This window comes from Labedella endophytica (assembly GCF_003990045.1).
Lineage (GTDB): Bacteria > Actinomycetota > Actinomycetes > Actinomycetales > Microbacteriaceae > Labedella > Labedella endophytica.
Genome location: NZ_RZGZ01000002.1, coordinates 1,297,185 through 1,319,248, shown reverse-complemented (window position 1 = coordinate 1,319,248; position 22,064 = coordinate 1,297,185). Strand labels below are relative to the sequence as shown.

21 protein-coding genes and 1 tRNA gene are annotated in these 22,064 nt (G+C 70.1%); 6 read left to right on the top strand and 16 right to left on the bottom strand.

The features are described 5' to 3' along the window. The 4 genes from ELQ94_RS09680 to ELQ94_RS09665 all read right to left on the bottom strand — a co-directional run bounded on the left by ELQ94_RS09680 (position 1) and on the right by ELQ94_RS09665 (position 3,825). A complete protein-coding gene (locus tag ELQ94_RS09680; RefSeq protein ID WP_127049535.1) occupies positions 1–405 on the bottom strand; it encodes a PIN domain-containing protein in 405 nt (134 codons plus the stop codon). After that, positions 402–626 (bottom strand): type II toxin-antitoxin system VapB family antitoxin, encoded by a 225-nt coding sequence (locus tag ELQ94_RS09675; RefSeq protein WP_127049533.1) that lies wholly within the window; start codon positions 624–626, stop codon positions 402–404. The genes ELQ94_RS09680 and ELQ94_RS09675 overlap by 4 nt, the downstream gene beginning before the upstream one ends. 167 nt (positions 627–793) lie before the next feature. Further along, positions 794–2,875: an acid phosphatase gene (locus ELQ94_RS17680; protein ID WP_279432484.1), complete on the bottom strand. Its 2,082-nt coding sequence runs from the start codon at positions 2,873–2,875 to the stop codon at positions 794–796. Positions 2,876–3,018: 143 nt separating this feature from the next. Beyond that, positions 3,019–3,825, bottom strand: a complete 807-nt coding sequence (locus ELQ94_RS09665) for a hypothetical protein (protein ID WP_127049531.1) — start codon at positions 3,823–3,825, stop codon at positions 3,019–3,021. A 183-nt stretch (positions 3,826–4,008) separates the two neighbouring features. Here ELQ94_RS09665 and ELQ94_RS09660 point away from each other — a divergent pair, with 183 nt between their 5' ends. Together ELQ94_RS09660 and ELQ94_RS09655 are read left to right on the top strand one after the other, a co-directional pair. Continuing rightward, the gene (locus tag ELQ94_RS09660) at positions 4,009–8,979 is read left to right on the top strand and encodes an ExeM/NucH family extracellular endonuclease (RefSeq protein ID WP_243696948.1); all 4,971 of its coding nucleotides are present in this window, start codon (positions 4,009–4,011) and stop codon (positions 8,977–8,979) included. A gap of 399 nt (positions 8,980–9,378) precedes the next feature. Continuing rightward, on the top strand, positions 9,379–9,552 hold the full coding sequence (locus tag ELQ94_RS09655) for a DUF1272 domain-containing protein (RefSeq protein WP_127050261.1): 174 nt from the start codon (positions 9,379–9,381) through the stop codon (positions 9,550–9,552). Between the two features lie 247 nt (positions 9,553–9,799). Here the strand turns inward: ELQ94_RS09655 and ELQ94_RS09650 are convergent, their stop codons facing one another. From ELQ94_RS09650 to ELQ94_RS09640, 3 genes are all read right to left on the bottom strand, one after another. Beyond that, positions 9,800–10,897 (bottom strand): alcohol dehydrogenase catalytic domain-containing protein, encoded by a 1,098-nt coding sequence (locus ELQ94_RS09650; protein ID WP_127049527.1) that lies wholly within the window; start codon positions 10,895–10,897, stop codon positions 9,800–9,802. Positions 10,898–11,021: 124 nt separating this feature from the next. Further along, entirely contained in the window at positions 11,022–11,687 is a 666-nt protein-coding gene (locus ELQ94_RS09645) for a DUF4166 domain-containing protein (RefSeq protein WP_127049525.1), read from the bottom strand. 131 nt (positions 11,688–11,818) lie between these two features. Next, entirely contained in the window at positions 11,819–12,988 is a 1,170-nt protein-coding gene (locus ELQ94_RS09640) for a low temperature requirement protein A (protein WP_243696947.1), read from the bottom strand. Positions 12,989–13,139: 151 nt separating this feature from the next. Here ELQ94_RS09640 and ELQ94_RS09635 point away from each other — a divergent pair, with 151 nt between their 5' ends. Next, a complete protein-coding gene (locus ELQ94_RS09635) occupies positions 13,140–13,703 on the top strand; it encodes a GNAT family N-acetyltransferase (RefSeq protein WP_166404713.1) in 564 nt (187 codons plus the stop codon). An 81-nt stretch (positions 13,704–13,784) separates the two neighbouring features. Here the strand turns inward: ELQ94_RS09635 and ELQ94_RS09630 are convergent. Further along, positions 13,785–13,858: transfer RNA gene (locus tag ELQ94_RS09630), tRNA-Gly, on the bottom strand. Positions 13,859–13,933: 75 nt separating this feature from the next. Between ELQ94_RS09630 and dcd the strand changes: the two genes are divergently transcribed. Together dcd and ELQ94_RS09620 are read left to right on the top strand one after the other, a co-directional pair. Further along, on the top strand, positions 13,934–14,524 hold the full coding sequence (gene dcd / locus ELQ94_RS09625) for a dCTP deaminase (protein ID WP_127049521.1): 591 nt from the start codon (positions 13,934–13,936) through the stop codon (positions 14,522–14,524). Between the two features lie 302 nt (positions 14,525–14,826). After that, a complete protein-coding gene (locus ELQ94_RS09620) occupies positions 14,827–15,033 on the top strand; it encodes a hypothetical protein (RefSeq protein ID WP_127049518.1) in 207 nt (68 codons plus the stop codon). A 60-nt stretch (positions 15,034–15,093) separates the two neighbouring features. On the opposite strand, the gene ELQ94_RS09615 is transcribed toward ELQ94_RS09620, so the two are convergent. Further along, on the bottom strand, positions 15,094–16,224 hold the full coding sequence (locus ELQ94_RS09615; RefSeq protein ID WP_127049517.1) for an FUSC family protein: 1,131 nt from the start codon (positions 16,222–16,224) through the stop codon (positions 15,094–15,096). A 164-nt stretch (positions 16,225–16,388) separates the two neighbouring features. On the opposite strand from ELQ94_RS09615, the gene ELQ94_RS09610 reads away from it, so the two are divergent. After that, entirely contained in the window at positions 16,389–16,934 is a 546-nt protein-coding gene (locus ELQ94_RS09610) for a hypothetical protein (protein WP_127049516.1), read from the top strand. A gap of 6 nt (positions 16,935–16,940) precedes the next feature. Here ELQ94_RS09610 and ELQ94_RS09605 read toward each other — a convergent pair whose 3' ends face one another. The 7 genes from ELQ94_RS09605 to ELQ94_RS09575 are packed head-to-tail and all read right to left on the bottom strand — an operon-like array spanning position 16,941 to position 21,886. After that, complete coding sequence (locus tag ELQ94_RS09605; protein ID WP_208007598.1) at positions 16,941–17,741, bottom strand: SDR family NAD(P)-dependent oxidoreductase; 801 nt, start codon at positions 17,739–17,741, stop codon at positions 16,941–16,943. 22 nt (positions 17,742–17,763) lie between these two features. Then, the gene (locus ELQ94_RS09600) at positions 17,764–18,387 is read right to left on the bottom strand and encodes a DUF2238 domain-containing protein (RefSeq protein WP_127049513.1); all 624 of its coding nucleotides are present in this window, start codon (positions 18,385–18,387) and stop codon (positions 17,764–17,766) included. Further along, positions 18,384–19,262 carry an endonuclease/exonuclease/phosphatase family protein gene (locus ELQ94_RS09595; protein ID WP_243696946.1) on the bottom strand — a complete coding sequence of 293 codons (879 nt, stop codon included), beginning with the start codon at positions 19,260–19,262 and terminating at the stop codon, positions 18,384–18,386. The genes ELQ94_RS09600 and ELQ94_RS09595 overlap by 4 nt, the downstream gene beginning before the upstream one ends. Positions 19,263–19,266: 4 nt before the next feature. After that, a complete protein-coding gene (gene idi, locus ELQ94_RS09590) occupies positions 19,267–19,785 on the bottom strand; it encodes an isopentenyl-diphosphate Delta-isomerase (RefSeq protein WP_127049511.1) in 519 nt (172 codons plus the stop codon). 52 nt (positions 19,786–19,837) lie between these two features. Then, complete coding sequence (locus ELQ94_RS09585; protein ID WP_127049509.1) at positions 19,838–20,791, bottom strand: anti-sigma factor domain-containing protein; 954 nt, start codon at positions 20,789–20,791, stop codon at positions 19,838–19,840. Then, positions 20,778–21,398 (bottom strand): RNA polymerase sigma factor, encoded by a 621-nt coding sequence (locus tag ELQ94_RS09580; RefSeq protein WP_243696945.1) that lies wholly within the window; start codon positions 21,396–21,398, stop codon positions 20,778–20,780. The genes ELQ94_RS09585 and ELQ94_RS09580 overlap by 14 nt, the downstream gene beginning before the upstream one ends. After that, positions 21,395–21,886: a class F sortase gene (locus ELQ94_RS09575; RefSeq protein WP_127049507.1), complete on the bottom strand. Its 492-nt coding sequence runs from the start codon at positions 21,884–21,886 to the stop codon at positions 21,395–21,397. Before ELQ94_RS09575 ends, ELQ94_RS09580 begins: the two co-directional genes overlap by 4 nt. Positions 21,887–22,064: the final 178 nt, after the last annotated feature.

Below are 22,064 nucleotides of genomic sequence, written 5' to 3'. Positions count from 1 at the left end.
CTACTCAGGCACGTATTCCTGGCGAACTCTCCCGCCCGTGGCGGACTCGATGTAGCCGAAGTCATGGTCGCTGTTCAGGACGACGGCGTCATTGACCGTCGCGTAGGCCGCAATGAGGCAGTCGAAAGTGCCGGCCGCCCGCACCATTCCGGTGTTCCACAGTGCCTGCTGGATATCCAGAGCATCGTCCATCGTCGGGTGGATGAACGCGGGCAGTAATTGCTCCATCGTCGTCCGGAACTCCTCGTACTCTTGTGGGGACCGGGCTGAATGGCAGTATTCGAGGACTTGAGGCGGGCACGTGATGATGAGGTGGTGGGGAGAGATGGCGCGAAGTCGTGTCGCGATCGACTCGCTCCGTGCAGCCTTGTGCCAGATGCTGTTGTCGACGAGGTAGGTCGTCACGCGTCCGACTCGGGCGCCGTCGACGGAGTGATCGTCGGGGCATCGATCTGGTCGGGCTCGAACGTCGTACCGATCAGGCGCTCGACGGCGGCCGGTTGACGACGAACGGCGATGAGGGTTCGGAGGGCGAGATCGACGGTCTCGCGAGCCGTCGCGGTTCCGGCCACCTCTTTGGCGAGTTTGAGCTCGGCTTGGTCGATGTCAATCGATGTCACGGTCATGGTCGCCCCCTTCGTCTTGTATATGCGATTGTATAGCTCGCCGATGCAGGTGATGCTCTCGAATTCCGCACCTGTGGACGGCCGGCCACGGAGCGGGAGAATGCCCGGAACCGACAGCGGGGGCGGGCCGTCGTCGGCCCGCCCCCGCTGTCACGCGTGCGTGACGACTACACGTCTCCGCTGCGACGTCGGCGTGCGATGAGGAGCACGACGGCTCCCGCGACGAGCAGCGTTCCCGCGCCGAGGATGAGCACGGACGGGTCGGTCGCGCCCGTGACGGCGAGGTCATCGCCCGCCTCGGCGTCGCCCGATCCGGTACCGTCGTCCGATCCCTCGCCCGCGTCGTTCCCACCGTCTCCGTTGCCCGGCTCGCCCTCACCGGGGGTGCCGGTTCCGGGCTCGCCGTCGTCGCCGCCGCCATCGCCCGGCTGGGGCTCGGCACCCTCGGCCGCGGCGTTCACGAGGTGGAGCGCGCCGTCGCGGTACTGCAGCTCGGGCTCGTAGCCGGCGGGCAGGCTGTCGACGTCGACCGACGTGAAGCGGGACGCCGCGAGCGAGCCGTAGGTGGCGAGCACGACGTCGTCCGCGGGAGCGGCACCCTCGGCGAAGGCGACGGAGAGCCGCCCGCCGAAGGTGGCCTCGCCGGCGATCGCGAGCGGCGAGCCGTCCTCGACCGTGAGCGAGAGCTCACCTGCGTCGGACTGCGCGTAGTCGCCCGTGATCGCGAGCGTTCCGTCGACCGTCTCCGCGAGGAGGCCGTCGGCGGCCGCGACCGAACCGTCACCCAGGGCCGTCGCCGACGTCGCGACGAGGGAGCCACCGTCGACGATCGTGCCGCCGAGGTAGGTGTTGTCGCCGGAGAGCGTGAGCACGCCGGAGCCCTGCTTCGTGAGCGAGCCGTCGCCGTCGATGTCGTTGATCCACGCGTCCGCGGCACTGAAGCCGCCGTCGGCCGCGTCCATGTCCACGACCACGTCGGTGTCGAACGCGCCGTAACCCTGCACCGCGAGCGCGAGGTTCAACCGGCCCCAGCCCTCGGCGTCGTCGAGGAGCGCGTAGCCGGACTCGAGGCCCGTGCTCTGCAGGACCCAGCGGCGCTGGTCGGCGGAGAGGTACGGCATTCGCGTCTGCAGGAGAGCCTCGGCGCCCTTCGGGACGACCACGGGGAGCGTCGTGTCGCCGACGCGGGGCAGCCCGTAGGTGAGGCGGGCGATGGTCGCCTCCTCGTCCACGGCGGCCGTCGAGGTCGTGGTCGGCTGCGCGGCGAGGAGCTCGAGCGCCTCCGTGCGGGCCTCGTCGAGGAGGGCGGCGTACGCCGGGTCGTTCAGCACGGCCGCGGCGATCGCTGTCGCGAGGATCCGCCCGCCGATGACGTCGGCGGGGGAGTGCATCCCGGCCACGATCCGGCTGTTGCCGATGTCCGAGGCGTTCGCCAGCAGGTCGGCGTACTGCTCGGGGAAGGCGTAGGCGAGGGCGTAGGACGCGAGGTAGCCGGCGTTGGTGTGGCCGCTCGGGTAGCCGTTGTCGCTCGCGGCCTCCTCGACGGGCTTCTTCACGGGCTCGAGGGTGGGGAGGACGGAGACGTCCTCGCTCCAGCGGAACGGACGCGGGTAGCCGTAGTAGTTCTTCGCGTTGTTCGACGTGGCGTAGCTGCCGCGGATCGTGTTCACGAGGGAGACGACGGAACCGACCTCGGAGACCGCGTCGGCCCACGTTCCGTTGCTGTTGCCGGCGTCGTCGTACTTCACGCTCGTGGCGTCGGCGGGGATCGCGTCGGGGATCGTCGTGCCGGCGTTGCTCGCGGAGCGGAAGGCGTCCGCGTACGGGCCGAGGCCGTCGATCGCGGAGTAGTTCTGATTCCGCCGGTCGATGAGGTACGCGTCCGTCGCTCCTGCGTCGGTGCGCGTCCGCGTGATCTCGATACTCGTGTCGATGTTGGCGTCGAGTACGTCGGGCACGAGGGCGGTTCCGGTGTCCCAGGTGGGGCCGGGCTGCCAGTACTCGAGCATCTGCGAGAGCAGGCCGATCGACGGGTTCGTGTCGGGCGTCGCGAGGGCGCTCGTGTTGTTCAGGTAGGTGTCCACATAGAACCCATAAGAGCCGGGCCGGGGCGCGATCGCGTCCTCCTCGGCCGCCTGGACGGGCACGGCGGCGCCCCCCAGGAGGATGGCCGCGGTCGCCGCGGCGGCGGCGCCCGCGGTGAGCGTGGAGCGGCGGCGGGAGATCCGCCGGGTTCTGGATGTCGTCACGTCGGTGATGTCCCTCGTTCGGCGTCGCGGCCCGGGGCGGGGCCACGTGGGCTTCTGGCCCGGAGCGACGATACGGACGAGCGGTGTCCGGATCGGAGACCTCGGGTGAACGGAGGGTGCACGGCGGGTGCGGGGCGGAGTGGTCAGTCCGAACTGGTCGAGTCCGGGCGCGCGAGTCCCTCGAACGGTGCGACCCCGTCGGCGTACGCTGCCTCGTCGTCCTGGGAGATCACGGTACCGCCGAAGAGGAGGTCGAGACCGGTCGTCTCCTCCGGCCAGGCGTCCTCGGGTGCTCCGCGGCGCTCGTCCCAGATCGTGATCATGACCCAGAGGCTGCCCTGCTGGGCCATGCCGGACCACATCCACATCTCGTCCGGGTCGAGCGACCCGTGTTGGGAGACGACCTCGTCCTCGTGCTCCGAACGGGTCTGGCCCGGATACGGTGCGCGGTCGAAATCCCAGACGACATCGGCATACCCGAGGGCGGAGAGCTCCCCCGCGAGGGCGTCGGTCAGCGCGTTCCAGTCGTGGCCCTCCGGCAGCGTGCCGGTCGTGGATGCGGTCACGTTGTAGCCGAGATGCAGCGATTCGCCGCCGTAGCCGTTCCCGTCCGCAGGGAAGAGGATCGGAGCGTCCGGATCGGCTGGATTCCACCCGACACCCGGGAGCGCTGGGGTGAGCCCGGTGCTCAGCTCGTCGATCTGCTCGGAGACGACCGCGGCGACGTCGCCCGCTCGAGGGGCGTCGAGGACGTCCTGCGGGTCGAGCGACGGATCGGCGAATGCGGGGTAGTCCCGCCAGTCGAGGGTGATCTCGGACCCGTCGTCGCTCGTGATCCGGGTCGTCGGACTCGGCGGATTGAGGAGTGAGACGACGCCGATGACGCCGGCGACGGCGCACAGGACCAGCGTGACCCCGGCGGCGAGGGCGAGACGGGAGAGGGGGCGCACCTTCCAGACGTTACGTGTGCGGCTCGGACGACGCGTCCACCGTTCGGATGATCCTCCGACAACCGAACCGACCGCTCTCACTTCACGAGAGTTCACCTGCTCGAAACCTCCCGACCTTCTGAACGTCGGAGGCCGCACGTAGCGTGAAAGGGTCCGCGTGCGACGTTCTATGAGGAGATGCTCTTGTCACAATCAGCCACGAGACCGGGCGGTATTCACACCGCCAGAGCCGGTCTCGCGACGCTTCTGGGGGGCGCGCTCGTCGCGGCTCCCTTCATCGGGGTGGCGGCCCCGGCATCAGCCGCCGTCGACGGCAGCGATGTCGTCATCAGCGAGGCCTTCCTGAACGGAGGCAGCAACGGGGCTGCGTACACCCACAAGTTCGTGGAGCTGTACAACCCCACCGACGCCGCCATCTCGCTCGACGGGATGTCGATCCAGTACCGCTCAGCCGCTGGCGATGCGAACCCCTCGGGCGTCTACGCGCTCAGCGGCTCCGTTGCAGCCGGTGGCTACTACCTCGTGCAGGGCACGTCGAACGGCTCGGCCGGAGCCGCTCTGCCCGCCGCCGACGCCACCCTGCCGGGCAACATGTCGTTCGCGGGAGCGGGAGGCACGATCTTCCTCGCCGACCAGGCCACGGTGCTCACCGCACCGCCCACGGGTTCGATCGTCGGCAACGACGCGATCGTCGACCTCGTCGGCTACGGCACGTCGAAAACCTTCGAGACGGCTGCCGCTCCCGCCGCGTCCGTGACGACGTCGATCGCCCGCACCGCCGGCGCCGACACGGACAGCAACGCCGCCGACTTCGTCGCGGGAGCCCCCACGCCCACGAATGCTGCGGGCACCGCACCGGAGGAGCCCGAGGAACCGGGCGAGCCGGAGCCGGAGGAGCCCGTCGAGCCGGGCGAGCCGATCACGATCGCCGCCATCCAGGGCACCGGCACGGAGACGCCCCTCGCGGGTCAGACCGTGACGACCACGGGCGTCGTCACCGCCGCGTACCCCGCGGGCGGCTTCAACGGCTACTACATCCAGACGCCGGGAACGGGCGGCGACATCGAGCTCGGCGCGCAGACCGCGTCCGACGCCGTCTTCGTCTACTCCGCCGCCACCGTGGGATCCGTCGCCGTCGGCGACCACGTCCAGGTGACGGGGACGGCGAGCGAGTTCAACGGACTCACGCAGGTCGTCGTGCCGACGGCCGCGGGCCTCACCGTGCTCGACACCGCTGCGGAGGCCCCGGTCGCCGCCGCCGTCTCGTACCCCACGGAAGCCTCGCAGCGCGAAGCGCTCGAGGGCATGCTCCTCGCTCCCGAGGGCGCCTTCACCGTGAGCAACACGTACTCCACCAACCAGTACGCGGAGATCGGGCTCGCCGCAGGCGACACCCCGCTCATCACCCCCACCGAGATCGCGCGCCCCGGTTCCGCCGAGTACACGGCGGCCGTCGCGGCGAACGCTGCCCGCGGTGTGACCCTCGACGACGGTGCCTCGATCAACTTCCTCGGTGGCGACACCAACAAGGCGATCCCGCTGCCGTACCTCACGCAGGACGACTCCATCACGGTGGGATCGGCCGTCGAGTTCACCGAGCCGGTGATCATCGACTACCGCAACAACACCTGGAAGTTCCAGCCGACCACGCAGCTCACGGCCGAGGACGAGCTCCCCGCCGCCTTCAGCGACGTGCGCCCGACGGCACCCGACGCGGTGGGCGGCGACATCCAGATCGCCAGCTTCAACGTGCTCAACTACTTCACCACCACGGGTGACGAGCTGAACGGTTGCACGTTCTACACCGACCGCGCCGGCGACCCCGTCACGGTCAACTCGGGCTGCGACGCGCGCGGTGCGGCCGAGGACGAAGACCTCGAGCGCCAGGAGGCGAAGATCGTCGCGGCGATCAACGGTCTCGGTGCCGAGGTCGTCTCCCTCGAGGAGATCGAGAACTCCGTGAAGTTCGGCGCCGACCGCGACGAATCCCTCTCGATCCTCGTCGACGCCCTCAACGAGGCCGCCGGCAGCGACGTCTGGGCGTTCGTGCCCTCACCGGACGCGTCGGAGCTCCCCTCCGTCGACGCCCAGGACGTCATCCGCAACGCGTTCATCTACAAGCAGGCGGACGTCCAGCCGGTCGGCGACTCGAGCGTGCTGCTCGACGCCGCGTTCAACAACGCGCGTCAGCCGCTCGCCCAGGAGTTCCAGGTCACGGACGCCGATGGCACGTTCATCGCCATCGTCAACCACTTCAAGTCCAAGGGCTCCGGCTCCGGCGCGGACGCCGACCAGAACGACGGTCAGGGCGGTTCCAACGCCTCCCGCGTCGCGCAGGCCGAGGCCCTTGTCGAGTTCTCCTCCGACCTGCGGGCCGAGCTGGGCACCGACGAGGTCTTCCTCATCGGCGACTTCAACGCCTACACGATGGAGGACCCGTCGGTCGTTCTCATGGATGCCGGCTACGTCGACCAGGGGTCCAAGACGGGTGAGTACAGCTACTCGTTCAGCGGGCAGAGCGGATCGCTCGACCACATCTACGCCTCCCCGGCCGCCGACGCCAAGATCACCGGCGTCGACATCTGGAACATCAACTCGGGCGAGTCGATCGCGAAGGAGTACAGCCGCTACAACTACAACGCGACGGACTTCTACGACGAGAGCGTCTACCGCTCGAGCGACCACGACCCGGTCCTCGTCGGCTACTCCGCCGAGGCCCTGCCGGTCGAACTCAACCTCATCGACATCAACGACTTCCACGGTCGCATCGATGCCAACACGGTGAAGTTCGCGGGAACCATCGAGCAGCTCAAGGCGGAGTACGGCGACGACAACTCGATGTTCGTCTCCTCCGGCGACAACGTGGGGGCTTCCGTCTTCGCGTCGTCGTCGCAGAACGACCAACCCACGATCGACGTGCTCAACACGCTCGAGCTCATCGCGAGCGCCGTGGGCAACCACGAGTTCGACCAGGGCTTCGCTGACCTCACGGACCGCATCGAGACCGAGGCGGACTGGGACTACCTGGGCGCCAACGTCTACGAGAAGGGCACCACGAACCCCGCGCTCCAGGAGTACACGCTCGCGGAGATCGACGGCCTCACGGTCGCCTTCATCGGTACCGTCACGGAGGAGACGCCGACGCTCGTGTCGCCCGCGAACGTGGCGACGCTCGACTTCGGCGACCCTGTCGAGGCGGTCAACCGTGTGGCCGGCGAGCTCACGGACGGTGACGCCGCCAACGGCGAGGCCGACGTGATCGTCGCGAACTACCACGAGGGAGCCGGTGCGGGCACGCCCGATGGCGCCACGCTCGAGGAGGAGATCGCCGAGGACGGCGTGTTCACCGACATCGTCACGAAGACCTCGGCTGCCGTCGACGTCATCTTCACGGGTCACACGCACAAGCAGTACGCGTGGGACGCTCCCATCCCGGGTGTCGAGGGGGAGACCCGTCCGGTGCTCCAGACCGGCAACTACGGCGAGTTCATCGGCAACGTGGTCCTGACCCTCGACCCGGCGACGGGCGAGGTCCAGTCCTACGTGGCGAAGAACGTTCCTCGCACGACGGTGGCGGACGACGTCCTCGTCGCGACGTATCCCCGCGTGGCGGAGGTCAAGGCGATCGTCGACGCGGCACTCGCCGAGGCAGCGGTCATCGGCAACCAGCCCAAGGGATCGGTCACGGCCGACATCACCACCGCCTTCGGCGGCGGGTCCTACGTGGACGGCAAGTGGACCGGCGGCACGCGAGACGACCGCGCGAGCGAGTCGACGCTCGGCAACACCGTCGCCGACGCGCTGCAGTCCATTCTGTCCTCGGACGAGCGAGGCGGCGCCGAGATCGGCGTCGTCAACTCGGGAGGTCTGCGCGGGGAGCTCATCTACGCCCCGGACGGCACGATCACCTATTCCGAGGCCAACGCGGTGCTCCCGTTCCTCAACAACCTGTACACGACGACCCTGACGGGCGCCAACTTCAAGGCGGCTCTCGAGCAGCAGTGGCAGACCAACGCAGACGGCACGATCCCGTCGCGTCCGTTCCTCAAGCTCGGCCTGTCGGACAACGTGGAGTACACGTACGACGCGGCCCGTGCTCAGGGCGACCGCATCACGGGGATCTGGGTCGACGGCGAGCCGATCGTCGCCAGCCAGGACTACCGGATCGGATCGTTCAGCTTCCTCCTCCAGGGCGGCGACAACTTCCGGGTCTTCGGTGAGAAGGGCAAGGACACCCGCGATTCAGGTCTCATCGACCGCGACGCGTGGATCTCCTACCTCGAGGCGAACCCGGGCCTCAGCCCGGAGTTCGACCGCAAGAGCGTGTCGGTCACGAACGCGCCGACCGACGTCGTGGAGCCCGGCTCCACGGTCACGTTCGACGTCTCGTCGCTCGACCTCACGTCGCTCGGCAGCCCGGTGAACACCTCGCTGTCCGCGGAGTGGGCCGGAACGGATGCTTCGTTCGACCCGATCACCGTCGCGAACGGTGCGGCCTCGGTGTCGCTCACGGTGCCCGCCGATGCGGCCGCGGCGAGCGAGATCGTCCTCACGGCGCAGCCGTCGGGCACGACGTTCCGCGTCCCCGTCTCGGTGAACGCCGCGGAGGAGCCGCAGCCGGAGCCGGGTAAGCCCACCACGCCGCCCGTCGGCGTGGACTCGGACGACCTGCCGGCCGACGCCGAGGGTGACATCTCCGTCGCCCCCGACGTGGTGAACCCGGGAGACGAGATCACGGCCTTCGTCGGCACCGAGTACGCCGGCGACTGGGTGGCGGTGTGGATGTACTCCGCTCCGACCCTCATCGCCGACTGGCAGCAGGTCTCGGCGGCGGGAACGGTCACCGCGACCATCCCGCTCGACGCGACGGCCGGCGAGCACATCATCGCCGTGACTGACGCCGACAACGCCGTGCTCGGCTGGGACACCATCACGGTGCTCGCGGCCGACGGCGACCCGGGCACGCCGGGCACCCCCGGCGACGATGGCGGCTCCGGTGACGGATCCGGCAACGGCTCAGGTGACGGTTCGGGCAATGATGACGGCGGCCTCGCGGTCACCGGTGCCACGGTCGCTCCGATCGCGGCCCTCGCGCTCTTGCTGCTCATGGCAGGTGCCGCGGTGCTGATCATGCGGAGACGCGCACAGGCCTGATCCGGCCTGATCGCACGGGCCTGCTCTCAGGCGGACCACGCGGCGGCGCGTCACCTTCGGGTGACGCGCCGCTCGTGCGTTCCCGCGCGGTGCGCCCTGCGCGCCGGCCGCCTCACACGCCGCCCCACCCGGCCCCCGCCTCACACGCCGCCCCACCCGGCCCCCGCCCGGCCCCCCGCCGCGGGCTCGGCCGCACCTGTCCGCCCCCACCACCTCTGCTTTTGCGCACGCAACTCCGTTCTGCCGCCGAAATTTCACCCGCGGATTGCAGTTGCGTACGCAAAATCGGTGACCACGAGCCGGACAGGGGCCGACGTGGCGGGAAACGGGAGAGCGGCGGCAGAACCTGGCGGGCGCGGAAGGGGAGCACGCCGCTACCGTCGAGGCGTGGCCCTCGAGATGCGCGACTCCTGCGAACGATGCGGTGCGGTGACCGGACCGACGAGCACGGCCTTCATCTGCTCGTTCGAATGCACCTGGTGCGCGGAGTGCGCCGACGGGTTTCGGGATCGCGCATGCCCGAACTGCGGAGGCGATCTCCAACTCCGCCCGACCAGAAGCTCCATCGCCTGACGGAACTCGCGCACCGCACCTCACAAAGCGTCGTGCACATCCAGAGCAGCCGAGCCCATCGCCCACCGGTTCCCACCGTTCGCTGAGCTTGTCGAAGCGCCCCGGCCATCTCTGGTCGGTGGGCCCACCATCCACGACTCGTTGAGACTCTCGAAGCGCCCGACCACGCCGCGATCGGGTGTCCCGCTGCCCACCGCACGCTGAGCCCGCCGAGGCGTCCCGGCCCTCCTGGGAACGGGGCCCCGCCTCAGGGGATGAGCAGGGTCCGCAGGGCTCCGCCGCTCTCGAGATCGTCGAGGGCGTCCGACGCCTCCGCCAACGGACGTCGGGCCGATATCAGCTCGTCGATGAGGAGCTCCCCGGCCATGTACTGGTCGACGAGTCGCGGGATGTCGATCGCCGGTCGCACGCTGCCGTAGTTGGAACCGAGGATGCGCTGGTCGGCCTCGGCGAGCACGAGCGGCTCGAACGACGCCGTCGCGCCCGCTGGCGGCAGTCCGACGATCACGGCCGCGCCGCCGAGCGCGAGCATGCGGATGGCCTGCTCCGTCGTGCTCGTGCGTCCGATGGCGTCGAAGACGTAGTCGGCGCCGTCCGGAAAGATCTCGAAGAGAGCGGCGACCGCGTCACCCTGTGACGCATCGATCGCGTCCGTCGCGCCGAAGCGGGCGGCGAGCTCCGTCTTCGCGGGCAGCATGTCGACGGCCACGATGCGGGAGGCTCCGGCGAGGCGCGCGCCCTGCACGACGTTGAGGCCCACTCCGCCGCATCCGATCACGACGACGGTCGACCCTGCGTCGACGCCTGCCGTATTCGTGACGGCGCCGACGCCCGTCGCGACAGCGCAACCGACCACAGCGATCACATCGAGCGGCGCATCCTTCCGCACGCGGATCGCGCCCGACGCGGGGACCACGACCTCTTCCGCGTACGAGGAGACGCCGAGGTAGTGGTGCAGGCTCTCGCCGTCGGCGCCGAGGCGGGACCTCTGGTCGAAGAGCGTGCCGAGCGGAGCGATGATCGAGGCGACCTTCTGGCACTGCGCCTCCCGGCCGGCGAGGCAGCGGGGGCATTCGCCGCACGGCGGCACCCACGAGAGCACGACGTGGTCGCCCACGGACAGCCCGGTCACGCCGTCGCCCCGTTCGGTGACGACGCCGGATCCCTCGTGGCCCATCACGAGCGGGGCGGGGGCGGGCCATTCGCCGCGTCGCACGTGCAGGTCGGAGTGGCAGACTCCGGCGGCCGCGATCTTCACGCGCACCTCGCCGGCCTTCGGGGCGGCGAGCTCGACCTCCGTCACGGCGACGGGGATCTCGGGGGAGCGGAACACGACGGCCTTCATGCGGTCTCCTCGTTTCGACGGCGCACGCGCGCCTGCTCGGATGCTACCGGCCCACCCGTCTCCGCCCCCGTCACCACATGCTGCGTTTGAGCGCTCTCGCGGCGGTACAACGCCGCGAGAGCGCTCAAACGCCTGATCCGGTGGCAGGGCCGACCGAGTAGACGAAGGATCCGGTGTACCGGAACACCTCTCCGAGGATCGGTGCGTCGATGCGGACATCGACCTGCTGGCGTGCCGTTTCCGCCTCCCCGATGTGTTCGCGGAGGTGCATGGTCGCGAGCGGCGGGAGTGGGATCCGCACGCGGCCGATGTGCAGGGCGAGGGCGGTGGAGGTCATGTGGAGTGCCCCGGAGACGACCGACAGACGGATCGCGACGCCGAGTCCGCCGCGTTTCCCCAGCCTGTCGTAGAGCCGGTCGCCCTGGACGACCATGGCGTCTTCCATGATGCGGGTGCGGCGGAGGAACTCGAACGTGCGAACGGCGCCGAGGCCACCATCCGTACTCGGGGTATTGACGACACCGAACGGCACATCGTGTCCGAGCTCGGGGAAGAGCACATGTCGCCACGCCATCACCGTCAGAACGGGTCGGAGGAACAGGTGCCTCGATCCCGCGACACGGTAGACCCCCGATCCCGATCCCACCCATCCCGCCGGGATCGGACCGAAGTACTGCTGCAGGCGTGGATCGAGCGAGGCGTACTCCGGGCCCAAGACGCGTTGGTACACCGACTGACGGGGGTCGGCGTCAACGGCAGCATCCACATCGGCGGCGCTCTTCTCGGCCATCGGTCCTCCCGGTCGTCGTCACCATTATCCGCGCCACCGCTCCGAGGCGCGCGGGCCTCACCCGCGCCCACCCCGATGGAGAGCGTTTGCGCCGTTTCGCCGCGCTACGCCGCCACGAAACGGCGCAGACGCTATACCTGGCGGAGGCGGGTGACCTCGAGGACGACGACCGCCGCGATCATCAGCGCGGCCGCGAATACCAGGCTGAACGGGGCGAGCGCGCTCGCGGCGATCGCGGTGGCGAGGAGGACGACGGCGAAATTCGCCCAGCGCGGCAGCAGATCGCGCAGGGCCAGGAACCAGATCCCGAGGACGAAGAGCGCGACCGGGACGGTGGTCGTCGCGGCGGCGACGGCCGCCGCCAGGTTGCTCTGGTGCGTGTCGTGGTCGATCGCCACCTCGATGCCCGCGGAGAACGCCCCGGCCGCGGCGAAGATCACATAGTGCACGTAGCCGAAGACGAACGAGCCGCGCGCCGTCGCGAGGCGCTCGTGCTGCGGCCGCGCGAAGTACACCCACCACATGCCGGACGCGAGGATGAGACCGGTGACGGCGATCGTGAGGAGTGGAGCGAGCGCGTCGCTGTGGTCGATCGCATCGATGATGGCGTTCGCGGAGGCGAGGATCGACTCCCCGAGAAGGATGAGGGTGAAGAGGCCGTAACGCTCGGTGATGTGATGCGGATGCGACGGGGTGAAGCCCGCGCGCTGCGCCCAGACAGGGATGGCGAGCTCCGCGGCCGCGAGCACGATGAAGCCGAGGTACTGCAGTCCGTCCACGTCCGTGAGCCACCACAGCACCCAGAGCGCCTGCACCCCGGCGATCCCGACGGCGTACCGCAGAGCGGTGGCCCGGAACTCCGGCGATCCCGCGGCGGCACGCAGCCACTGGATGACCATCGCGAGGCGCATGACGATGTACCCGAGCACCACGAGACCGAAGTCGCCGCGCTCCATCGCCGGCCCGGCCCCGGCGGCCACGACGAGAGCGCCCGCCATCTGCACGATCGTCGTCACGCGGTACAACCAGTCGTCCGTGTCGAACGCCGACGCGAACCACGTGAAGTTCATCCACGCCCACCAGATCGCGAAGAACACCATGAGGTACGGGCCCACGCCGCTCACGATCCGGCCCTCCGTCTCGAAGTGGTGCAGGTTCTGCGAGGCGATCGAGACCGACACGACGAAGACGAGGTCGAAGAACAGCTCGAGGCCGCTCGCCGCGCGGTGCGGTTCCGACGGATCGCGCGGTCGCATGGGGACGAGTCCGAAGCGGGACAGGAGCGGGGTGGGAGCGCTCACGACGTGCCTTCCGATGGGGGGAGGGCCGAGGTGCCCCGAGGCGATCCTGCCGTGGAGCGTGCCGCTCGGGCAACTGCCGGTCCGCTCTGTCCCGTCGGTCGCCCGGCGGTTAGCCTCGGTATGTGGAGACGGCCCGAACGAGCAGGAACGGATGACCGGGTCCGACGCAGGCGTTTGGGCGCCCCGGCTCCCGCTGACCACCCCGCGTCTGATCCTCCGCGCGCACCGGCTGACCGATCTCGACGACCTGGCCGTGTTCCATCGAGACGAGCGGACCACGCGGTACCTCCCGTGGCCCGTCCGCTCCCGCGACGACACCCGCACGGCGCTCCTCAAGAAGCTGTCGCAGGACCGCGCGCCCGCCGAGGGTGATTGGCTCGTGCTGGCCATCGAGGAGCGCGCGAGCGGCCGCGTGATCGGCGAGGTCGACCTGCGGCGGGGGCCGGTGGGTCACGCCGACATCGGTTACGTCGTCCGCCGCGACCGCGAAGGTCAGGGCATGGCCTCCGAGGCTGTCCGTGAGATCCTCCGCCTCGCCGAGGAGGACCTCGGCGTGACCACCGTCGACGCCCACATCGAGCCAGGCAACACGGCGTCCGAGCGCTTCGCCGAGCGCCACGGTTTCATCCGCCACCCGGACGGCGACGCGCTCGCCGCGGAGACCCCGACCCGCGCGTTCCGCTGGGTCGTGGCGGCTCGCGATTCAGCACGCTGATCCGGGCCGATTCGGAACACGGCGACTCGCGCATCGCGTCGATCGACGGTGTCAGACGGGCGACCGAAGCATGGCAACAGATGGAGCGGATGACGGGAATCGAACCCGCGCTATCAGCTTGGGAAGCTGAAGTTCTACCATTGAACTACATCCGCGTACGCCCGGAGGCGCTCGGACCAGCGTAGCAAACGCGGCAGCCCCCGAGACTCGACCTTCACTACACTGACCGTGTGCTTCTCTCCGATCGCGACATCACGGCCGAACTGACCAGTGGGCGCATCGCGCTCGACCCGTACGATCCCTCGATGATCCAGCCGTCGAGCATCGACGTGCGGCTCGACCGCTTCTTCCGGTTGTTCGACAACCACAAGTACCCGTTCATCGACCCGGCGGAGGACCAGCCGGAGCTCACGCGACTCATCGAGGCGAAGCCGGACGAGCCGTTCATCCTGCACCCCGGCGAGTTCGTGCTCGGCTCCACCTACGAGAGCGTGACGCTTCCCGACGACGTGGCCGCGCGCCTCGAGGGCAAGAGCTCGCTCGGTCGACTCGGTCTTCTCACCCACTCCACGGCCGGCTTCATCGACCCGGGTTTCGAGGGCCACGTCACGCTCGAGCTCAGCAACGTCGCGACGTTGCCGATCAAGCTGTGGCCGGGGATGAAGATCGGGCAGATGTGCTTCTTCCGCCTGAGCTCGCCTGCGGAGAACCCGTACGGTTCGGCCGCGTACTCCTCGCGGTACCAGGGCCAGCGCGGACCCACCGCGTCGCGCTCGTTCCAGAACTTCCACCGCACCGACGTGGGCGACCGCGACCTCTGATCGCTCCCCAGGCCACGAGGCGAGGCGAGGGCGCCGCCGGGTCGTCGCGAAACGTCGCCTCCGCCCGAATGCGGCAGCAGTTCGCGTCCACTCGGCGGAGTGGATCGGGCGGAGTGGACGCGAACGGTCGTTGCGAGGACAGCCAAGCGACAGAATGCGTCCACTCGGCACGGGGGAATGTGGCGTTCGGAACCCCCGCGACACGCGGGGTGGGTCGGTCCGCGCGGGTCGCGCGCCTCGAATATCGCCTAGTGTCAGCGGAGCGAGCGATCCACCGGGGTCGCCCGTACCGAAGGACGTGTATGACCGACCTGACCGCTGAGAACCACCCGCGCGCCGATGGCGGCTCCCACGGAGCCGGCGGCACATCCGACGACGACATCAACGCGCAGCTCGATGTCGACCTGGCCGAGGCCATCGAAGCCGATCGCTTCGGATCCGCCGAGCCGTCCGTCGAGCACTCCGAGTTCGACGAGGGGCTCGACCCCGCTGGCGACGCCGACGCCTGACGGAGACGGAGCACGACGCCTGACATCCGGCCGACGCGCGCGTCGGCGGTCAGCGAGACCTCAGTCGTCGTGCGGAGACACCCGGTCAGTGATCTCCTCGGCGAGGCGACCGGCCGCGACGGCGAATGCACTCACGAGCGGTTGAGCATCCTCGGGGGAAGCATGCGCGCGTAGCGCCTTCTCGAGAGACGCGACGTCATCGGGATCCACCCTCTCGCCGTCCGTTCCGCTTCGCCGGTCGTCCCAGCCCTCCATGCCGCGAGCGAGCGCGGTGAGGAGACGGGCGGCCACGTCCCGGCCCTCGTCGTCGACGACGGCTGCGAGTGGCTGCTCGTGCTCGCTCCCGCGCAGGATCGCGCCGAGTGCCGAGAGATGCACACGGGCTCGGCGAAGCGAGGCCACGTCTTCGAGGTCCTGGTCCACATCGTGGGGATTCCACCGGGCGCGCGGATTCACTCGAGCGCTCTCCCTGGCCGTCCGGACCGCCGTCGCCGCATCCGCGAGCCGCGACTCGTAGGTGGCGAGCTCCTCCACCCACCCTGACTCGCGGTTGCCGGCACCGAGAGCGTCGGCCATCGCGTCGAGGGTCCGGACGCCCGTCTGTCGAAGCGTCGAGAGGGCGGCCGAGGCGTCATCGGTGGGCAGCGGCGGAGCCACGAGCAGGTTCACCGCGACACCGATGACCATGCCGAGGGCCATCTGCAGGATGTAGCCGGTGGAGAAGTCGTCGGCGTTCGTCCCGCCGATGATGAGCACGATGAAAGCGGCGATGGGCACGTAGTCGCGGCTCGTGCCGAGGATGGGCAGTCCCGCGAGCACGGTCCCGATGGCGAGCGCCACCGGCACGATGGCCCATCCGGGTGCCCCCGAGAAGATGAGGACCCAGGCGATCCCCACTCCCATCGCGAGCGCCACGACGGTCTGCAGGCTCGAGCGCAGTGAGTCCATGAGGGTCGGTGCCATCGCGATGAGCGAACCGAGGGGCGCGTAGTAGGCGAAATCAGCGGCCTGCCCGGGGAGGAGGTGCCCCACGTACCAGGCGATCGTGCCCGCGAGCGCCGTCTTCCCGGCGAGGATCAACCGGGCGGGCCGCAGCATCCGGCGCAGGGCCGTCCGCGACGCGACGAGTCGCGAGTGCGGAGTGGCATCCCTCTGGATGGGCAGGGGATTCGTGGGGGGTGGTGAGGACATCGCCGAAGATCATCCCATGCCGGGTCGCCGTGGAGGAACGGATTGACGACGAAGCGGTGGCCGGTATGGGCGCGCCGTCACGTGCGCCCGGTACCCTGATCCCGACCCCATCGGCGACGGTGGCCGGTGGACGTCTCCGCGATTCCGCCAGAAGGGGTGCCGCCATGACCGACGCGCACGAAACGCCCGAATCCTCCGCCTCCGCGCGCGACCGCTTCGCCGACGCGCTCATCTCCGCCGGTCCGGCCGCCCTGCACCAACGGCGGCTCGCCCGCTTCGGGCGCCTCGTGGGGTCGTGGGACGTCACGGCACGCCGGCTCGACGAACGCTCGGGCGAGTGGGTCGAGGACGCGTTCTCCTGGCACGTCGCATTCATCCTCGACGGCCGCGCCGTGCAGGACGTGTCCGTGCGCCGGTCGCCCGCCGGACCCGTCACGATCGGCACCGCGATCCGCGTCTACGACGCCGACATCGGGCTGTGGCGCGTCTCCTATATGGAGCCGGCGCGGGGGGAGTACTGCAACCTCCTCGCGACGGGGCACCGCAAGGACGGCATCCGTCAGGACGGCACGCGTAACGACGGAAAGGCGATCCGCTGGAACTTCTCGCTCATCACGGAGTCGTCGTACACGTGGGAGAGCTTCGTCTCCGACGACGACGGCAAGACGTGGTGGCTCGCCGAGCACAACGAGGGCACCCGCACCGCCTGACCGAGGTCAGCCCATGCGGATGACGTTGCCCGTGACGCGACGGCCGGCGTCCGAGACGAGGAACGAGACCACGTCGCTCACCTCCGAGGGCTCGGCGACGCTGAAGAAGCGGTCGTCCTGCTCCACGAAGCCGCGCACCTCGTCCGTCACCCATCCGGTGTCGGTCACGGGCGGGTGCAGCGCGTTCGCCGTGACGCCGAAGCGGTTCAGTTCGAGGCTCGCCGACATCGTGTAGTTGACGATCGCGGCCTTCGCCGCCCCGTACGACACCTCGCCGGGGAAGCCCTGCTCGCCGCCGGAGGTCATCGACAGGATCCGGCCCCACGTTCCGTCGCGCTCCTGCAGGCGTGCCGCGAACTCGGCGATGAGCAGCGCCCCGGCACGCGCGTCCACGCCGAACTGGCGGTCGAAGCCGGCGGCGGTCACGGGAGTGAGCGATCGGCCGGCCCAGTCGCGGTCCCGCGCGCGGAAGGTGTCCTGGAGGGAACCGGTCGCGTTGTTGACGAGCACGTCGACGGGACCGAAGGCCTCCTCGGCGGCGTCGAACAGGCCGGGGATCACGGAGGCGTCGAGGAGATCGGCGGAGATGGCGATCGCGCGTCCCCCGGCGACCGCGATGCGCTCGACCACGGTCGAGGCGTCGCTGCGATGGTTCTCCCGCAGTCGCTCGGGAGTGCCCTCGTCCTCGGGTTCGTCGATCGACAGATACGTGATCACGACGGCGAGTCCGTCGGCGGCCAGCCGCTCCGCGATCGCCGCGCCGATCCCATGGTTGGCCCCGGTCACGAGGGCGACGTGCTGAGTCATCATCCCAGCCTATGGTGACGAGTCAGCCGACGCGGAGGCGCTCCGCCCGTCGCCGGTCGCGCGCGTCCGGCGAGCGGTAGCGGTGCAGCGGCAGGAGCGCCAGAGCGACGCCGGCCGCAAGGGCGCCGAGACCGCCGACGGCCATGTCGCCGATCGTGTCGTCGTACTCCACGAAGATGTCGCTGCTCACGAACTCCTTGCCGAGCCACTCGATCATCTCCCACACGGCGCTCGCCGCGAGCCCGAAGATCGTCGTGAGCACGATGGTCGAGGCCACCGTGACATCGGAGCCGCGCGGCGACGCGATGATGCCGAGGCGGGCGAGCAGGAGGAAGACGAGCACGGCGACGACGCCCGTGCACGCGACGTGGACGGCGAGGTCCCACCACGAGATGCTCGTGTAGAGGTCGAAGACGTTGCTCCAGCCGGCGACGAGAAGGATCACTCCATAGACCACGTCGAATCCGGGGTGCACGCCGATGAAGCGGGGGAGAAGGAGTGCGGGCAGCACGAGCGCGAGGACGCCCGCGTCGGTCGGCTCCCACCAGATGAAGGCGACCAGCACGCTCAGCAGGCCGACGAGGCGCACGACGTCCGCCAGGATCTCGACGGCGCCGACGGGCCGCCGGAGGAAGTTCGCGATCACGGCCGCGTGACTCCGGCGTACGGGAGGTCGGCGGACGGGAGCTCGGCCGGGATGCGCACGACGGCCTGGATGGGGAGGTGGTCGGAGGGCCACACGTCGCGCGGCCGGGCCGCGTTCATGCCGATCCGCGCGATCTCCACCCGTGGCGAAGCGAGGATCCAGTCGATCCGCTTCCGCCCCGTGCGCGGCTCTCGGTAGTTGGGGAAGGTTCCCCACTCGGGCGACAACCGCTCGCGGGCCGCCGGCCAGGCGTCGCGGAGCACACCGTGCGCGAGCAGTTCCGCGACGGGGTCGGATTCCTCGCCCGTGTTGAGGTCGCCCATGACGATCGCGGGCGTCGTGTCGGCCGCCACGAGCTCGCGCACGTGCACGGCCGAGCGCACCCGTGAGCCGCGCGAGATGTGGTCGAAGTGCGTGTTGATGACGCGGAAGCGGGCGCCTCCGACGCGGTCGCGGAACGTGGCCGACACGAGGATCCGGGGGACCATGTTGCCCCACGAGGTCGAGCCGGGCTCGTCGGGTGTGTCCGAGAGGGCCCTCTGCGACCACGCGAGCAGCTCGAGCCGTGTGGAATCGAAGTAGAGGGGGCAGCCCTCCCCGCGGCCGTCGGCGCCGCGGCCGTGACCGACCGTCCGGTAGCCGCGACCGAGCGCCCGGAGGATCACCGCGGACTGGCCGGGCACGACCTCCTGAGCCCCGAGGACCGTGGGCCGTTCGGCGGCGAGTAAAGCGGACAGAGCGGGCGCGCGCGTCTCCCACACGTCGGGGCTCCGGCCGGGCAGGCGACCGATCGGGCGACGCACGTTGAACGTCATGACGTGCAGATCGGGGCCCGCGACCGGACCGATCATCGTCTCGCCGGTCACGGTGTCCACCGGATCAGGCTCGGGCGAGGAGCGGCAGCTGCAGGGTTAGCCAGGGGCTGAACGCCCACGGGGTCGCGGCGATCGCGGTGTCGAGGGCGTCGGGCTCGGCCCAGAACCACTCGACGACCTCGGAGGCGGCCGGGGCGAGCACGCTCGTCGTGGTGGCGCGGTAGACGGGGCAGATCTCGTTCTCCACGATCCCGGCGGCATCGACGGCGCGGTAGCGGAAGTCGGGGAGTGCGACCTCGAGCGTGTCGAGTTCGATGCCGAGCTCGGCCTTCGCCCGCCGGTGCACGGCGGCCTCCATGTCCTCGCCCGGTCCGGGGTGGCCGCAGAAGCTGTTCGTCCAGACGCCCGGCCAGGTGAGCTTCTCGAGGGCGCGTCGCGTCACGAGGATGCGGCCGTCCGCGTCCGACACGTGGCAGGAGAACGCCAGGTGGAGCGGCGTCGAGGTGGTGTGCACCGTCGCCTTGTCGGCGACCCCGGTGGGGGTGCCCTCTTCGGACAACAGGACGACTTGTTCCACGCTCATGCCTCTATTCTCCACTCCAGCGGGCGGCCACCGGGTCAGGCGGCGGTCGCGACTACGATGCGCCGAGCTCCCCGCGCACGATCGAGTCGCCGGAGTGCGCCGGGTTCCCGTCCTGCGGTTCCGCCGAGACGTCGACGATCGGGTAGGCGGAGAGGTCCACGTCGGCCGGCACGCGGAAGGTCCCGGTGGCGCCGTCGAGGAAGCCGATGCTCACGAGTCCGCTCGCGTCCGGGGTGAGCAACCACACCTCGCGGAGCGGGGCGTCGACGTCCTCGCCCGTCGTGTCGACCTCCACCTGCACCTCGCGGCCTCCGTCGGGGAGTTCGCGCAGCGTGGCGGTGCCCGTCGCGTCCGGCCAGTCGGGCAGGGCGGCGAGTCGGGCCGTCGCCACGACGTCTCCGGTGCCCGGCTGGAGTACTCGAGCGATACCGAGCCCCCCGCCGACGCCGAGCACGAGCGCTACTCCGGCGGCGATCGCGGGGACGAGCCAGCGGCGGGAGCCTGCGCGGCGCGACCGGCCGCGGCCACGTGGTCGTGTGCTCGCGGCGAGGTCCCCGCCGTTCCGCTCGGGACGACCGCGCCGGGTGAGTGGAACCACAGCGGCGGAACCCGCGATTCCAGGATCCTGGGCCCGAGCAGCTGGAGCCGGTCCGCTCTCCGGGGTCGGTTCCGCCTCCGTCTCCGGCTGCGTCTCCGTCTCCGTCTGCGCCTCGGTCGGCGTCGCGGGAGGCGTCGCCTGCGCGACGTCGGTCAGGACGCCACGTTTCGGCGCGGGAGCGAGGGTCGGGTCGAGCGCGAGTTCGGCGTGGATGGCGGCCCAGACCGAATCCGGGGCCTCCGTGACCGCGAGATCGCGCACGGAACGGATCGCCCCGGCGGTGCGCCGGGCGGAGGCGACGGAGTCACGGCATTCGTCGCACGCATCGAGGTGCGACTGCTGAGCGGCACTCGGCTGCTCCTCGCCGAGGGCGAGGGCGTCGAGCTGCTCGGGATCAATATGCTCCATCGTTCACCTCCAAGGTCTTCCGGATCCGGGCGAGACTGCGTCGGATGTGGCTTTTGACGGTACCGAGCGGCAGACCCAGGGTCTCCGCTATCTGGGTGTGCGTCAGGTCGTCGAAGAAAGCGAGATGCATGATGGCCTGCGGCACGGGCTCGAGCTTCTCGAGCTCACCGGCGATGAGGATGCGATCCGCGACGTCCTCCGTCGCATCCCGATTCCCCTGCTCCGTGTTCGTCGCGTAGGCCTGATCGGATCGTTGTTGGCGCGCCCGCTGCTCGTGCACGTCGGCGATCCGATGCCGAGCGATACCGACGAGCCACCCGGGGAGGCGGATCCGCTCGGGGTCATACGTGTGGCGGCTCTGCCACGCCGAGACGAAGACGCGCTGGGTGGCGTCCTCGGCGTCGGCCGGTTGCCCGAGGGAGCGTAGCGCGAGGCTGTAGACGAGGGACGACCACCGCGCGAACGCCTCGGCGAGAGCGCGTTCGTCGCCCGCGTGGAACGCGGCTCCGATCGCGTCGTCATCGTCCGCGGGGCGCATGGGGTCCGTCCGGTCTGCCGGCATCGGGAGGCCGGTCGTGCGACGAGCATAGTCCGCCTCTGTCGTCATGGCAGCGGTGTCGCCGTCACGATCACGTTGCTGCGGTAGTGACCGGTCTCGTAGTCGAATTCGCCACCGCACGTGATGAGGACGAGGCGCGGAGAGCCGCTCCGATCGAACACCGTGTCCCACGGGACCCCGGTCTTGTCGGCGATCTCGACGGTGTCGACGGTGTAGCGGTGCTCGGACCCGTCGACACTCGTGACCGTCACGATCGTGCCGGGCGCCGCTTTCACCAGACGGGCGAACGGGCCGATGTCGTACTCGAGGGAGTCCACGTGCGCGGCGATCACGGTCGCGCCGCTCTCGCTCGCCGGTCCCGAGCCGAAGCGGTACCAGGACGCGACGGACGGATCCTCCGGCAGGGCCATCGAACCGTCGGGGGCGAGGCCTTCCGGTCGCACGGTCACGGTCACGTCGAGCTCGGCGACGCTCACGGCGCTCGGGGGGACCGTCGGGGCGACCTGATTGCCCGCGCCGGCATCGATGCGCGGCACGTCGATGGCGCTCGTAGGAGGAGCGGTCGTCGCGGAGGGCTCCGGGCTCTCAGCGGCGGGTGGAGCGGATGCGGCGTCGGTCGGTGCCGCGCCCGGGGGCGTGGAGCACGCGGACAACAGGAACACCGCGGCGAGCGCGAGAGCGCCCGCCGCGGTGTTCCCGCGTGAGTGGTGACGG

What these genes read in the sequence shown, in the direction of transcription:
- ELQ94_RS09650 (WP_127049527.1), bottom strand. Translation starts at nt 10,897, where the DNA reads ATGAAGGCCGTCGTGTTCCGCTCCCCCGAGATCCCCGTCGCCGTGACG.
- ELQ94_RS09610 (WP_127049516.1), top strand. Translation starts at nt 16,389, where the DNA reads ATGACCGACGCGCACGAAACGCCCGAATCCTCCGCCTCCGCGCGCGAC.
- ELQ94_RS09635 (WP_166404713.1), top strand. Translation starts at nt 13,140, where the DNA reads ATGACCGGGTCCGACGCAGGCGTTTGGGCGCCCCGGCTCCCGCTGACC.
- ELQ94_RS09620 (WP_127049518.1), top strand. Translation starts at nt 14,827, where the DNA reads ATGACCGACCTGACCGCTGAGAACCACCCGCGCGCCGATGGCGGCTCC.
- idi (WP_127049511.1), bottom strand. Translation starts at nt 19,785, where the DNA reads ATGAGCGTGGAACAAGTCGTCCTGTTGTCCGAAGAGGGCACCCCCACC.
- ELQ94_RS09580 (WP_243696945.1), bottom strand. Translation starts at nt 21,398, where the DNA reads ATGACGACAGAGGCGGACTATGCTCGTCGCACGACCGGCCTCCCGATG.
- ELQ94_RS09615 (WP_127049517.1), bottom strand. Translation starts at nt 16,224, where the DNA reads ATGTCCTCACCACCCCCCACGAATCCCCTGCCCATCCAGAGGGATGCC.
- ELQ94_RS09655 (WP_127050261.1), top strand. Translation starts at nt 9,379, where the DNA reads ATGCGCGACTCCTGCGAACGATGCGGTGCGGTGACCGGACCGACGAGC.
- ELQ94_RS09605 (WP_208007598.1), bottom strand. Translation starts at nt 17,741, where the DNA reads ATGACTCAGCACGTCGCCCTCGTGACCGGGGCCAACCATGGGATCGGC.
- ELQ94_RS09585 (WP_127049509.1), bottom strand. Translation starts at nt 20,791, where the DNA reads ATGGAGCATATTGATCCCGAGCAGCTCGACGCCCTCGCCCTCGGCGAG.
- ELQ94_RS09645 (WP_127049525.1), bottom strand. Translation starts at nt 11,687, where the DNA reads ATGGCCGAGAAGAGCGCCGCCGATGTGGATGCTGCCGTTGACGCCGAC.
- ELQ94_RS09675 (WP_127049533.1), bottom strand. Translation starts at nt 626, where the DNA reads ATGACCGTGACATCGATTGACATCGACCAAGCCGAGCTCAAACTCGCC.